The sequence below is a fragment of the Microcystis sp. M_OC_Ca_00000000_C217Col genome (assembly GCF_007095585.1).
Classification (GTDB): Bacteria; Cyanobacteriota; Cyanobacteriia; order Cyanobacteriales; family Microcystaceae; genus Microcystis; species Microcystis panniformis.
Genome location: NZ_SFBV01000326.1, coordinates 1 through 14,738 on the forward strand (window position 1 = coordinate 1; position 14,738 = coordinate 14,738).

General features: G+C 40.6%; 12 protein-coding genes and 1 pseudogene. 8 read left to right on the plus strand and 5 right to left on the minus strand.

What is annotated here, in order from left to right; translation table 11 throughout:
* The 5 genes and pseudogenes from EWV66_RS20765 to EWV66_RS20785 form a co-directional block, all read left to right on the plus strand.
* Window positions 1-180: pseudogene (locus tag EWV66_RS20765) on the plus strand (hypothetical protein); the annotation flags it as partial.
* Between the two features lie 18 nt (window positions 181-198).
* Window positions 199-357 (plus strand): hypothetical protein, encoded by a 159-nt coding sequence (locus EWV66_RS20770; protein ID WP_002776561.1) that lies wholly within the window; start codon window positions 199-201, stop codon window positions 355-357.
* Window positions 358-359: 2 nt separating this feature from the next.
* Window positions 360-1,892 carry a cryptochrome/photolyase family protein gene (locus EWV66_RS20775; RefSeq protein ID WP_287108273.1) on the plus strand — a complete coding sequence of 511 codons (1,533 nt, stop codon included), beginning with the start codon at window positions 360-362 and terminating at the stop codon, window positions 1,890-1,892.
* Between the two features lie 154 nt (window positions 1,893-2,046).
* Complete coding sequence (locus EWV66_RS20780; protein ID WP_185237438.1) at window positions 2,047-2,388, plus strand: translation initiation factor; 342 nt, start codon at window positions 2,047-2,049, stop codon at window positions 2,386-2,388.
* Between the two features lie 9 nt (window positions 2,389-2,397).
* Window positions 2,398-2,865 (plus strand): TspO/MBR family protein, encoded by a 468-nt coding sequence (locus tag EWV66_RS20785; RefSeq protein ID WP_052277319.1) that lies wholly within the window; start codon window positions 2,398-2,400, stop codon window positions 2,863-2,865.
* Window positions 2,866-3,230: 365 nt separating this feature from the next.
* Here EWV66_RS20785 and cobM read toward each other — a convergent pair whose 3' ends face one another.
* Window positions 3,231-4,019 carry a precorrin-4 C(11)-methyltransferase gene (gene cobM / locus EWV66_RS20790; protein ID WP_052277320.1) on the minus strand — a complete coding sequence of 263 codons (789 nt, stop codon included), beginning with the start codon at window positions 4,017-4,019 and terminating at the stop codon, window positions 3,231-3,233.
* A 185-nt stretch (window positions 4,020-4,204) separates the two neighbouring features.
* On the opposite strand from cobM, the gene dnaB reads away from it, so the two are divergent.
* From dnaB to EWV66_RS20805, 3 genes are all read left to right on the plus strand, one after another.
* The gene (dnaB, locus tag EWV66_RS20795) at window positions 4,205-5,962 is read left to right on the plus strand and encodes a replicative DNA helicase (RefSeq protein WP_287108282.1); all 1,758 of its coding nucleotides are present in this window, start codon (window positions 4,205-4,207) and stop codon (window positions 5,960-5,962) included.
* Window position 5,963: 1 nt separating this feature from the next.
* Window positions 5,964-7,541, plus strand: a complete 1,578-nt coding sequence (locus EWV66_RS20800; RefSeq protein WP_185237437.1) for a glycosyltransferase family 39 protein — start codon at window positions 5,964-5,966, stop codon at window positions 7,539-7,541.
* A 183-nt stretch (window positions 7,542-7,724) separates the two neighbouring features.
* Window positions 7,725-9,041: a family 10 glycosylhydrolase gene (locus tag EWV66_RS20805; protein ID WP_052277323.1), complete on the plus strand. Its 1,317-nt coding sequence runs from the start codon at window positions 7,725-7,727 to the stop codon at window positions 9,039-9,041.
* Window positions 9,042-9,379: 338 nt separating this feature from the next.
* On the opposite strand, the gene EWV66_RS20810 is transcribed toward EWV66_RS20805, so the two are convergent.
* From EWV66_RS20810 to EWV66_RS20825, 4 genes are all read right to left on the minus strand, one after another.
* Window positions 9,380-10,135, minus strand: coding sequence for a carbohydrate kinase family protein (locus EWV66_RS20810; RefSeq protein ID WP_052277324.1), 756 nt, complete (start codon window positions 10,133-10,135; stop codon window positions 9,380-9,382).
* Window positions 10,128-11,603: an AAA family ATPase gene (locus EWV66_RS20815; RefSeq protein WP_287108278.1), complete on the minus strand. Its 1,476-nt coding sequence runs from the start codon at window positions 11,601-11,603 to the stop codon at window positions 10,128-10,130. The genes EWV66_RS20810 and EWV66_RS20815 overlap by 8 nt, the downstream gene beginning before the upstream one ends.
* Window positions 11,604-11,673: 70 nt before the next feature.
* Complete coding sequence (gene alaS, locus EWV66_RS20820; RefSeq protein ID WP_287108279.1) at window positions 11,674-14,298, minus strand: alanine--tRNA ligase; 2,625 nt, start codon at window positions 14,296-14,298, stop codon at window positions 11,674-11,676.
* 71 nt (window positions 14,299-14,369) lie between these two features.
* Window positions 14,370-14,738: RpnC/YadD family protein (locus EWV66_RS20825; protein WP_502706154.1), on the minus strand; the 369-nt coding region annotated here is incomplete at its 5' end.

Below are 14,738 nucleotides of genomic sequence, written 5' to 3' on the forward strand. Positions count from 1 at the left end.
GTTATCAGTTATCAGTTATCAGTTATCAGTTATCAGTTATCAGTTATCAGTTATCAGTTATCAGTTATCAGTTATCAGTTATCAGTTATCAGTTATCAGTTATCAGTTATCAGTTATCACTTCACTGAGAAAACTCCCCACACCCCACACCCCACACCCCACACCCCATCCCCTTTTTGATTTTTGACTTCAAGAAATATGTGGATTATTAGCAAAAAAGTCGGGGTATTTACCCATTATTTAACCCCTACGGGGACATTTACCCCCAGCATCGACAAAGCCAGTAAATTTTCTGCTCGGGAAATGGCGGATATTATGGCTAAAAAATACGGCGGAATAGTCGAGGCAATGAAATAATTATGACCATTGGCATTTGGATTTTAGGGGATCAATTATGGACAGGACAAGCGGCCTTAGCTAATCGTCAAGCCTATTCACAGGAAACGCCGGTTATTTTAATTGAATCCCACAATCATATTCGACAAAGACCCTATCATCAGCAAAAATTAGTTTTAATCTGGTCGGCGATGCGTCATTTTGCCGAAGAATTAAAAACTTTAGGATGGTCTGTCACCTACGAAGTCGCTGAAGATTTTGAGCCGATTTTATCCGCTTGGATTAAGCAATTAGGCATTAAAGAATTACAAATCATGATGCCTAATGATTGCCCTTTTCTTAGATTAATCAAAAATCTGGATTTAGACTGTGTTATAACCCTAATTGATAATAATCACTTTCTCTGGACAAGGACAGATTTTAATAATTGGGCTAAATCTCGTAAAAGACTATTACTAGAGGATTTCTATCGAGAAAGTCGCAAAAAATGGCAGATTTTAATGGAGGATAATCAACCCATAGGAGGACAATGGAACTTTGATAAACAAAACCGCAAACCGCCCAAAGATGGATTAAAAACTACTGCTCCTCTTTGGTTTGAACCCGATGAAATTACCCTTCAGGTTATCGCTGATGTGGAAGCTTTAGATATTCCTAAATATGGAAAAATTAAACCTTTTCGCTGGGCAGTAACCCGCAGACAAGCTTTACAGGTTTTGGAGCATTTTATTACTAATTGTCTGCCCAACTTTGGACCCTACCAAGATGCGATGATAACGGGAGAAGAAACCCTCTGGCATTCCCTATTATCTCCCTATCTTAATCTAGGATTACTAACGCCGTTGGAAGTGATTCAAGGGGCAGCAATTGCCTATAAAAAAGATAATTTAGCCCTAAATAGCATCGAAGGATTTATCCGTCAGGTGTTGGGATGGCGGGAATATATGCAGGGAATTTATCATTATCTGGGAGAAGATTACGCTAATCATAATTGGTTTGAGCATCAACAACCCTTACCGGCTTTCTTTTGGGATAGTAATCAAACCGAGATGAATTGCCTCAAACAAGTATTATCACAGGTGGAAAATACCGGTTATGCTCATCATATTCAAAGATTAATGATTTTGAGCAATTTTGCCTTAATTTTTGGTTGCTCTCCCCAAGAGATTGAAAACTGGTTTCATAGTGTTTTTATCGATGCCTACGATTGGGTAATGCAGACTAATGTACTGGGAATGGGACAATTTGCCGATGGGGGAATTCTCGCCTCCAAACCCTACGCTTCCTCTGCCAACTATATTGATAAAATGAGTGATTATTGTCGGGGTTGTCTGTATAAAAAAAATGAACGAGTCGGGGAGTTTGCCTGTCCTTTTAACTTTCTTTACTGGGATTTTTTGGCACGACATCGAGAAAAATTAAAGTCCCAAGGTCGAGTTAATATGATTTTAGGTCATCTCGATCGAATGTCGGCAGCTGAACTTAATCAAATGCGCTACCAGTCCAACCAATTAAGAGCTATCAGTAGTCAGGATTTAGGAGTCAGGAGGAGATAGGGTGATAGGGTTTTGGGGTGATAGGGTGATAGGGTGATAGGGTGATAGGGTGATAGGGTTTTGGGGTGATAGGGTGATGAGACAACTTCCCCATCTCCCCACTTCCCCACTTCCCCACTTCCCCACAACCAAAACCCACTATGATAATTGCTATATGAGTAAATCAAAAGAAAAAAACCGGATTGCCTATCAGGAATTTGGAGATAAAAGCAATTCTCAAGCTTTTGAGCGTTCCATTCCTGAATTACCCCCGAATCAGCAGAATGTGCGAGTACAAACCTCCCGCTCCGGTCGTGCGGGAAAAACCGTTACCATAGTTACAGGTTTTCAATGCCAAACCGAAACTCTGACGAAATTATTAAAACAGTTAAAAACTGCTTGCGGGACGGGTGGTACAGTTAAAGAAAATACCATTGAGATCCAAGGAGATCATCGCCAAAAAATACTACAAATTCTCATTGAATCGGGTTACAAAGCCAAAATTAGCGGAGGATAGCTTAAAATCATGATTCCCTCTTGGTTGCTTATCGGTGTCGTGGGATTTTTGGTAGCGTTAGCTGGGGGGTTACTCAATTCTCGCGATGTACGTTGGTTTGCGCGCTTGCGTCGTCCCGATTGGTTAACCTTTGAAAGATTAATCCCTCTTATCTGGACAATTATCTATATTTGTGGCGCAATTTCTGCTTATTTAGTCTGGGAAGCTCAACCGGCTAATCGCTGGTTTTTGATGGCTTTTTATCTGTTGGTGGAATTGACTATTACTGCCTATACTCCCGTCACCTGTAAACTACGCAGTCTCAAAGCGGGAACGATTATCGGAGGTACGGGTTTTTTCTTGGGTTGTCTTCTGGCACTATTGGTTTTCCCTGTTTCTTCTTGGGCGGCCATCCTACTCCTACCTTACCTGATCTGGAGTCCGATCGGTACCTATGTGACTTGGGAAATGAGCCATCTCAATCCTCGGGATGTCTAGACAGATAAAGTGGGATGGGTTAAAAATTAACACATCCCACAGGTCTTATTGCCATCTACCAACTTAAAAATCTAGACTGTTTTTTCCGCTCTAACTCGCTCTACCCTGCGAGGAATGGAGCAATCAAGGAAGTTAGGAACCTCCTGACGACAGTGAGGACAATACCAGTAGGCACGACTAGCCACAAGGTGACGAAGGGTAATTCCCGAACATATAGGGCAGCTGTGCATGGATTGTTAGACTAATTTTAAACGTTTTTAAAATTGCCCTACCTCCCACTGCCATTGTAAACAAAATCGCCGCTCTTTAAATCTAACTTTAGGTAGAAACCCAGTGTTTCTTTCGATAGATTTCCCAGAAAATACCTAGGTACGAGGACGGAAAAGATGGGAATGTTGCGGGTGATAAAGTTGCGATCGAGTTCCTGTAATCTGGTTTAAAGCGGGACTAATAAGATAAAGGGTAGTTCTAGTTAGATTTTCCCGATGGGTTAGTTGGGCCATCTCTGATAGGGGGACAACCCAGATTTTTTCGTCGGGCCAACCGAGACGGAAACAAACGGCCACCTGTTGCTCTGGTGAGTAGTATCGTAGGAGTTTTTCCTGGGCTTTGTCAATGTGACGGGCGGCTAAATATAGGCATAAACTGGCTTTATGAGCGGCTAAAGAGGCTAATTCTTCACTTTCTGGCATGGGAGAGGCTTTTCCTTCCACCCGGGTTAGAATAATTGTCTGGACTAATTCCGGAATCGTTAATTCTAGGGCCAATTTAGCCGCTAATCCTTGAAAGGCACTAATTCCAGGGATTAGCTGAAAGGGTATATCTGCTGCTGTCAAAAGCTCAATTTGTTCTTGGATGGCACTATAGAGACTTAAATCCCCCGATTGCAGTCGCACCACCGCTAAACCCCGACGCACGCGATCGATCATTAAAGGGATAATTTCTTCTAGGGTGATGCTACTGGTGGGAATTAACTCGGCATCTTGACGAGTATCCTCAAGAATCTGTTTGGGGACGAGGGAATCAGCAAAGACGATAACATCGGCTTTTTGGAGAATTTTATCGGCTTTTACCGTCAATAATTCCGGATCTCCGGGTCCTGCACCAATAAAGTAAACGGCCGGGGAGAGCGCAGAGGAGTCCATTAAAGTCATACTAAATCCTGTTTACAAGGGGTGTGGGGAAGTGGGGAAGTGGGGAAGTGGGGAAGTGGGGAAATTTCAACTAAAACCCCAAAACCCTAAAACCCCAAAACCCAACCCCGATCATTAACCTGAACATTTGTATTTAATTAGGGTCAATGACTATAATTAATGATAAAGCACAGTCAGCATTGACAATGATTAGCGATCAATCCCTCCCCCCCCAAAATATTGAAGCGGAAGAATCTATCTTAGGTGGTATTTTACTAGATCCAAAAGCGTTAGGTAGAATCAGTGATTTTTTAATTCCAGAAGCTTTCTATGTGAAAACCCATCAAGATATTTATCGTGCGGCACTTGCTTTACAAGGGAAGGGAAAACCGACGGATTTAATGACGGTTAGCAGTTGGTTACAGGATAATCATCTGCTGGAAGAAATCGGGGGAATGCCGCGATTGTTACAATTAATTGAGCGCACTGTCTCGGCTGCTAACATCGATCGCTATGCTGAATTAGTGATGGATAAATATATGCGTCGTCAGTTAATTTCCACCGGGGGAGAAATTATTGAGTTAGCCAGGGATACGACGCTAGAATTAGAAAATGTTTTCGATGAATCGGAACAAAAGATTTTTCGTCTCACCCAAAAACGACCCCAGGAGGGTTTAATTTTTCTGGGGGATACTTTAATTGAAACTTTTAATGAAATTGAGAAGATGCAGGAGACGACAACTCTACCCGGTATCGAAACTCAATTTTATGATCTCGATGCGATGACCAGTGGTTTACAACCCTCGGATTTAGTTATTATCGCCGGTAGGCCTTCCATGGGAAAAACTTCTTTTGCTCTTAATATTGCTTATAATATCGCTCAACAGAATTTACCTGTGGCGGTTTTTAGTTTGGAGATGTCCAAGGAACAATTAGCCCAACGTTTGTTATCGAATGAGGCTAAAATCGAAAGTAATCGGATTCGATCGGGCCGTTTGGGACAAAATGATTTAGAGAAGGTTCTTGGGGGACTAGAAAAGTTATTAAATTTGCCCATATATATCGATGACAGTGCTAATTTAAGTGTGATTCAAATGCGTTCCCAAGTGCGGCGTTTACAGGCAGAAAAAAAGGGACAAATGGGATTAGTTTTAATCGATTATCTGCAATTAATGGAAGGAGGAGGTGATAATCGCGTTCAGGAACTTTCTAAAATTACCCGCAGTCTTAAGGGTTTAGCGAGAGAAATTCATGCTCCAGTAATTGCTCTTTCTCAGTTAAGTCGGGCTGTGGAATCTCGCAATAATAAAAGACCGATGATGTCCGATTTACGCGAGTCGGGATGTTTAGCGGGTGATAGTTTAGTTGAGTTAGCTGATCCTCGTGCTAAAGTGCCAATTCGTCAGTTAGTGAATTGCTCTAATTTTACGGTTTTTGCTCTTAATGAGGAAACAATGAAATTAGAAAAAGCACTGGTAACTAAGGTTTTTTCCACAGGATTTAAGCCAGTTTTTCGATTAACAACTCGTTTAGGTCGCACGATTAGAGCTACAGCCAATCATAAATTTTTGACTGTCCACGGTTGGCAAAGATTAGATGAATTAAATATTGGTAATTATATCGCTTTACCTCGCTCTCTGAGTAATTCAGACCTAACTTTTAATTGGGATGAAGTTATGGCAATTCAAGGGGATGGAGAGACAGAAGTGTATGATTTAACAGTAGATAAATTGCATAACTTTATTGCCAATAATATCATCGTCCATAATAGTATCGAACAGGATGCGGATTTAATTATGATGTTATACCGAGATGAATATTATAACCCCGATAGTCCCGATCGAGGTGTAGCTGAAGTAATTATTACTAAACACCGTAACGGTCCCACCGGCACGATTAAGCTACTTTTTCAACCAGAATTTACCAAGTTTCTTAATCTTAAACAAAGCCGTTCTAATTATTAAAATGCAAGCAAATATTAATTATAAAAAAAACAATTGGCTTTTAATACTTTTGGCAATTATCCTAACTCTCGGTGTGGTTTTTCGTTTCACAAATATCGATAAAAAAGTCTATTGGCATGATGAATCCTACACCACCATTAGAACCACTGGTTATCAAGCAAAGGAAATCGCTGATACTATCTTTCAAAATCGTCTTTTATCTACCACAGAATTAGGAAAATTTCAACAACTAAAACCCAAAAGTAATGTTTTTGATACAATAAAATCTCTCGCTAAAGAAGACCCTCAACACCCACCTTTATACTTTATTATCTCTCGCTATTGGGAAAAAATATTCGGGTTTTCTCCCGTTTCTTCCCGCAGTTTAGCGATTGTTTTTAGTCTTCTCTCTCTGCCATTTATTTACTATCTATCCCTAGAAATATTTACATCAAAGTTAACGGCAATTCTAGCAGTAATTTTATTAGCACTCTCTCCAGTTGATATAATATTTGCTCAAATGTCCCGTCAGTATAGTCTTTTAGTTTTGTTAACTATAATTAGTCAATTAATGCTGTTAAAATGCCTCAAAAAAAGAACTCTTGTTAATTGGTCTTTATACACCTTCTCTAATACTCTCGGACTCTACACCCATCTCTTTTTTATTCTTAACTTATTTGCTCAAGCAACCTTGATAATTTGGTATCTTGTTATGAAACCAGAGCGAAAAAATAACTTGATATTTTTCCTGTTATCTGGGTTAACAATGATAATTTTATATATACCCTGGTTACAGGTTTTTTTAACTAACTCTCAAAGGGCCTTTAATTCCACCAGTTGGGCTGCCGTTAACTATCTCGATTGGGGATTGTTCGGTAAATTATGGCTCTTAACTTTTACTTGTCCATTTAGCGATAGCGATTTTGGTTTTAATAACATCTTCACCTATATATATAGACTGATTTTTTTAATCTTAATTATCTATGCTTTTTATCGAGTTTATCGCTACAATCACCCCATAGCTTTTACTTTTCTGATTACCTCAACCCTAGTACCTTTCCTAGCTTTAGTCATTCCCGATCTAATTTTGACCACCACTAGATCGACTGTCACCCGTTATCTAATTGCGACTTTTCCCACTATCTATATAACTGTAGCTTTTTTCTTGTCACAATTGCTTAATCAAGGCAAAATTTTAGGTAAAATTATCTTGACTTTTTTGTTAACTGCTAGTATAATATCGAACTTTAATAATGCTCTTTCCGAAACCAGTTGGGCAAAAGTTCCTAGTTATTGGAATGGCGAAGTTGCCAGAAAAATTAATGCTGTACCTAAGGCCATTGTTATCAGCGACGAAGGTAATGACTGGACTAACTTAGGTGATTTGCTTTCCCTTAATTATCGTCTTAATGCTGATGTACAATACTTCCTGACTACCACTAACCCCGATACCGATAAGTTAAAAGAAGTCCTAGAAATTCCCCAGGCCAACTTATTTCTTTTTCGTCCTTCCAATCGGTTATTACTGACCCTAGATCAATTCGATATTCGTCTTGATGATTTCTATCCTCAAGGTCAATTGTGGCGAGGGAAGAAATAGGTAAATATATAAGTAGGTGGGTGGAATTAAATATAAAATGAACGTAGGTTGGGTTGAAGCATGAAACCCAACGCCCGCATGGGTTACGCTACCGCTAACCCATCCTACAAATAATTGTGCCTACCTAGTTGAGCAAAGCTGGTATTATAACCAGTTAAAACCGTTAATCTTCACCTTAAAGAAATGACTTTTCTAATTCCGACTAGCGTTTGGCGGCAAATTCTTAAAAAGTTCCCTATACTACTATTCTTAGTATCTTTTCTCATAGTCCTACTATTAGGCTATTTTTCTGCCGCTTTCTCTCAAAGTCGAGATCCTGATATCCGCGGTGTTTGGATCACCACCAACGATACTGCGATGCTGATGGACAGGGATAAACGACAACAGGCGATCGAGCAATTAGTTAATCTTAATTTTAATGCTATCTATCCCGTGGTCTGGAATTCCGGTTATGCTCTCTATCCCAGTGCGATCGCCCAACGGGAAGGAATACAGCCTTTTGTGCCTACGGGAGCGCAGGGACAAGATATCTTGGCAGAATTGGTGGAACAAACCCGTGGCAGGGGATTATTGGTCATTCCTTGGTTTGAATTCGGATTTATGGCCCCTCCCACCTCGGAATTAGCCTTAAAACATCAAGACTGGTTAACCCAAAAACGCGACGGGGGGACCACTTGGGTGGGGGCAGCCGGTGAGGTGGTGTGGTTGAACCCTTTCCGTCCCGAAGTGCAGAATTTTCTGCGGGAGTTAGTCTTGGAAGTGGTGAGACAATACGATATTAACGGCATCCAATTCGACGATCATCTGAGTTTACCCAACGAATTCGGCTATGATCCCTATACTATCGCCCTTTATCAACAGGAAACCGAAAAAACGCCCCCAGCTAACCCCCGGGATCCCGAATGGACAAAATGGCGGGCCGATAAAATCACCGCTTTTCTGGCTAATCTCAAAGAATCAATTCAGGCAGTTAAACCGAATATACTGCTTTCGATCGCCCCTAATCCCTACGAATTCGCCTATAATGGTCATTTACAGGATTGGCTCGGTTGGGTGCGGCAAGGATTAGTCGATGAGTTAATCGTACAGGTTTATCGTCCCGATCTGCCCAGTTTTCTCAAACAAATAGAGCGTCCCGAAATTCAGGAAACCCAGCAAACTATCCCCACCGGTGTGGGGGTTTTAACCGGTTTACGCAATCGACCGATTGCCCTACCCTTGATTGAAGAAAAGGTATTGGCTGCTCGTCAACGGGGTTTAGGGGTGATTTTCTTCTTTTATGAAAGTCTCTGGCAGCAAGCTTTGGAACCGCCAGAAACCAGAAAAGCGGCAATTCAAGCGATGTTTTCGCAACCCATCACTCCCCGTCTTCCCGTGCTGGAAAATATCCCCTTAGTTAGTACACCTGAACCTGTTGACCAGCCAGAACTAACCCCCACACCTCCCCCCTTAGCTCCGGACGGGATCGAAATTCCTGTAATTCCCCCTCCGGGTAGTTAATAGCAATTTTTGCCCATCAAAATTATACTAAATCCTGTTTAAAAGGTATAGGAGAGTGGCGGGATTTTTTTCAGTGTTGCCAAAGGCACGGCGTAGCCGTCCAGTAAACAGTAAACAGTGAAATGAAAACTCACATCTGATTAAATGCTGACGTCTAAAAAGCTTGTCAAGATTGCCGAGAAGCAGCATTTAAGTAGGGAGGCACAATTATTTGTAGGATGGGTTAGCGGTAGCGTAACCCATGCAGGCGTTGGGTTTCATGCTTCAACCCAACCTACGTTCTGATTAAATGCTGATGTCTAAAAAGCTTGTCAAGATTACAGAGAAGCAGCATTTATTCAGAGTAAATCTTCTAGTTTTATGGTCATATAATCTTGAGTTTGATTGGGATTTTGGATAAACCTAACGACGATTTTATCTCGTTCTTCTAATAGGGTTTCTAGGGTTAATAAATTTGATTCTGTAGATTGAGAGAGAATTTTATATAAGGTACTCTCGCTCAAATTATAGTCTGGCTCATTTTCTTTGGCAAGATCACTAATTTCGTTGCGATTATAAAAAATAATTCCTCTGAATTGCACAAATATTTGTGCATTTTGATAGTTTTTCTGGGGATTAGCATGATTATTGAGAGTCAGAAGCATATAGATTCTATTCATCCCGCTTTGAAATTTACCAGCAATCTGCTTTAATGTGCTTTCTTTGTCTTTTTTTGCCTGTAGGGATGCTTTAAGTTCAATTAAACAAATTTGCAGATGATAATTGAGAATTTTACCAGCATCATCGACTTTTCTCTGTAAAACTAATATAGCTTTTTCAGGGGTTTTGCCGGAAGCAGAGATACCGGGTAACTCTTTTTCTAAATTGATAACCCAGATTTTATCTACTTCTGTAGATATATTTTTGTCATTTTTAGACGATAACTTTAAGTGATTAATAACTACTTTCTTTAAATCGCTCTTATTTGTTTCTAGAATTTCAATATACTCATCCTGACTAGGGGAGATTTCTTCAATAAAACCCTGTTTTTCTAAAGCTTGATGAAACTCTTGTCTAAGGGAAAATATTTCTTTTTTTGAGTTAGACTTACTCATTCTCTGCTAAATAGATATGATTGGTTAAAATTTCGCCAGATTTCTGCACAGAGTTGATAACTTCTTTAAAGTTACGAAAATAAACACCATATTCACTGGTTCCATAATCAATAATTTTATCACCCGTGAAAAAGTAAACCCCTAAGTCTTCTTTAGCAATTGAAATTTCTGGATTTAAATTTTTTAATTGATTATCTTCAATAATTTTTGTGACATCAACATCATAACTTTTTAAGGTATGAAGATAAACATAATTGTTGAGAATATCGGTTAAAATTGGGCTATGGGTGGTGATCAAAACCCGATTATCATGCTCGGTGACAAATTGAACTAAAATATCCATTAAGCGAATTTGATTTTCGGGATGCAAATTAACTTCTGGTTCATCTATCATCAAAAAATTGTTTTTTTCCTTGGCCCAATATTTCAGGTAAAGATACAAGATAGTCAACTGATTGACTGAAGATGAAGCTAGATACATGGGTAAATCTTTGCTTTCATCGAATTTAAAAGAAAATTGAATAGGTGCGATCGATTCTAGACTAGAAATCGTGATTTCTCCTCCCATTAATCTGATCATCTTTTCAATCAGAGAATTATAAACTGAATTAATTTTTTTATTGGTATTGAGAGAATAAAGCGACTCAATCACTTTATTCATTGGTTCCGTATAAGACCTTTTGGGTAATTGTTCTTGAAGACGTTTGAATATATCCCGATTAGTATCAACATCATCATCAATATTTTCTATTAATTCTTGCAATCGACGATTATACTCACTTCTTTTATTTCTCTCTATCTCATAAATGTACTGGTAGAAAACAGGAAAAAAACTACGACTAGCGGGGATAAAAAAAGTATCTTCTGCATGAGACAAAAGCACTCTTATTATTGACGGAATAATTACTGATTCCTTGTATGGTTTAGCTCTCTCAAAAAAGTCTCTGGGTATTTGATCAAATACTTTTTCAGGTATATTAGGTTCTTTTATATTTATTGTTAGGCTACCTTTGCCCTTGCTAATCTGTAAATACTCCAGATCATTATTTCCTGCAACACGAACCAAAAAAGTTGTTTTAAATTTCGTCTCTTTAAATTCTTGGATATTTGCTTGAAAAATTAATTTATTGGAACCAATAATCGTTTCTTTAATACTGGCATCAAGATTATAAGTATTAACAACTTCTTTTTCAATAAACTGGCTAAATTTATTGAGAATCTCATCGATTAATTCTTGATTGATAGTAATTTTTTTAATAGGTTTTTCCGAGTCAATTACTAAAGAATCAATTTGGGTATTTTCGGAAAACTTTCTAATATTGTCATTATTAAAAATTGTCCATAAAAGCTGAGAAACTAGGGTTTTGCCACTATTATTGTAACCAATAAAAGTATAAAACTTCTTGGTTAAATCTATAGCTTGATTATTATTTCTAATTGATCCCAAATTCTTGATCAGTAGTTCCATATTATTTTTACCAATCACACCGAGAGGATAACTAATTTTTTAAAGGTGGACAAAATGCCCACCCTTAAAACTATTGTAAACTGCTAGTTAACTGACTTTTGGCCTTAGCTAAAGCTTCGCTTAACTTACTAGCATCCCGTCCCCCAGCTTGAGCTAAATTGGGACGACCACCACCACCACCGGCGCAGATTTTAGCGATCGCACCGATAAATTTACCCGCTTGTAAACCCTTATCTTTAATCACCCGGGGACTAAAAGCGGCCACTAAACTCACTTTATCAGCTGCGGGAGTCGAGGCCAAAATCACCGCCCCTTCCCCTAATTTTTGCTGTAGTCTTTCGGCTGCGGCCATCAAAGCATTAGCATCAATATCGCCCAAAGAAGCGACTAATAGCTTAAATTCGCCGATAGATTCAGCTTGAGATAGCAAAGCATCCGATTTATTTAGTGCCAACTCCTGTTTAACCGCTTCTAACTGCTTTTGTGTCCCCTTTAACTCCGATTGTAGGGCCGTAATGCGATCGGGAATTTCCGGAGGTTTGACCTTAAAGCGATCGCACAAATCCCGCACCACCTGATCCCGTTCATTCAGGTATGCTAACACGGCAGGGCCAGCCACCGCTTCGATGCGACGAATTCCCGCGGCGATTCCCGTCTCGGAGATGATTTTAAATAAACCGATCTCGGCGGTATTTTTAACGTGAGTTCCCCCGCATAATTCCATAGAAACGCTAGGAATATCAATAACTCGCACTTCTGAGCCGTATTTCTCGCCAAACATGGCAATAGCTCCCTTCTGCTTCGCTTCTTCCAATCCCATCACTGCTATCTGGGTGTCATGCGCTTCGGCAATCCAAGTGTTAATCTGTTCTTCCACCTGTTGCAATTCAGCGCTAGTCAGGGGACGAGGACAGTTAAAATCAAAACGGAGGCGCTCAAAACTAACGAGGGAACCTGCTTGGGAAATCCCAGCATCGACAAGCTTTTTCAATGCCGATTGTAGCAGATGGGTGGCGGTATGATTAGCTTGAGCGCGACGACGACAGGAACGGTCAATCTGTGCATTAATTGTATCGCCGGTGGTGACAATTCCCCGCTCAATCCGACCAAAATGGATAAAAATCCCCGATTCTTTCTGCACATCCTCAACGCGGATAAGCAGATTATCGCCGGTTAAATAACCCTTATCACCGATTTGTCCACCCGATTCGGCATAAAAAGGAGTTTGATCGAGAACTACCTGCACTTCAGTGCCTGCTGCGGCCGATTCCACCGTTTTCCCAGCGACTAAAACCGCCGTTACTGTTGCGGTTGCTTGCAAATCCGTATAACCGAGAAATTCCGTCGGGTGAATATGTTCCGCCAGCTTATCTAAACTACCCTGTACCGTCAAATCTATGGTTTCGTGGGCGGCTTTTGATCTTTGCTGCTGTTTTTTCATTTCCTGCTCGAAACCCGCCGTATCGACGCTTAAACCCTGCTCCTCAGCGATTTCTTGAGTGAGTTCGAGGGGGAAGCCATAGGTATCATAAAGGGTAAAGGCATCGACTCCCGAAATCTGGCTTTTTTCTTTTTCTAGAATCGATTCGAGCAGTTTCTCGCCTCTTTCTAGGGTTTCTAAAAATCTCGCTTCTTCTCGCTCTAATTCTGCCTTGATCACCGTTTCTCGTTCCCGAACATTGCCATAGACGGACTCGGAAAGAGCGATCGCAATTTCCGCCACTTTGGTGATAAATTGACCTTCAATACCGATTAAACGCCCGTGTCGTACTACTCTCCGAATCAGACGACGCAGGACGTAACCTCTGTCATTATTCGATGCTGAGATACCATCCGCTATCATATGTACTACCGAGCGCACATGATCACCGATGACTTTTAGGGAAACTTTCGTTTTTTCGTCCGCTTTCTGGTAGTCTATGGCTGCTAACCGGGCTGCTTCGGCGATAATCGGGAAAATTAGGTCAGTTTCGTAGTTATTGGCGACTTTTTGCAGGATTTGCGCCATCCGTTCCAAACCCATCCCCGTATCGATGTTTTTATTCGCTAGGGGTGTCAGATTGCCATCCGCGTCGCGGTTATACTGCATGAAGACGAGGTTATAAAACTCGATAAAACGGCTATCATCCTCTAAATCGATGGTTTTATCCCCTAATTCGGGGTGAAAATCGTAGTAAATTTCCGAACAGGGACCACAGGGACCCGTGGGACCCGATACCCAAAAGTTATCCTCTTCGCCCATTTTTTGGATACGATGGGCAGGAATACCGATTTTATCGCGCCAGATAGCGAAAGCTTCCTCATCCTCCCTAAAGACACTAACGACTAATCTTTCGGGGGGAAGGTTAAAAACTTCTGTGGACAATTCCCAGGCCCAAGCGATCGCTTGTTCTTTAAAATAATCACCAAAGCTAAAATTGCCCAACATCTCAAAAAAAGTATGGTGTCTAGCAGTCCGGCCGACATTTTCGATATCGTTGGTGCGAATACATTTTTGGGAAGTGGTAGCGCGGGGAAATTCTGGGGTCTTTTGCCCTAAGAAAATCGGTTTAAAAGGGAGCATTCCCGCAATAGTCAGCAAAACGGTGGGGTCTTCTGGGACTAGAGAGGCACTAGGGAGAATTTTATGGTTTCTGGCCGCAAAAAAGTCTAAAAATCGCTGGCGAATCTCGCTTCCGCTTAGGTGGTTACTCATAGAAGATGTCAGTTAGTCAGAAAATGCCTATTTTATCCATTGTGGCATTTTTGCGTTTTAACTCTCCACCTTTACTCTCGCGCCGCTTGTCGGACTTGTTCTAAGTTTAAATCCAAAGCTTGAGCGATTTGTTCCACACTTAAACCCAAAGCAAGCAAACGGGGAATAGATTCCAGTTTAGCCTCTAGTTTTCCTCGCTCTAGTCCTCGCTCTAGTCCGCGCTCTAGTCCTTGTTCTAGTCCTTGTTCGATTCCTTCCTGTTTAGTTGCTTCCTTCCATTCCTGATAGGTTTGAGATAAGGTCATAAACACCTCTCTATCTTCAGTTTCTAGGATGTTATTTATTTCCATAGTAACCCGCCAACTAATCAATAATTCCAGGACATTTTCCCGAAAAGCATTACCTTGAGGTAATTCTAACAATTCTCGCACCGCTTGGTT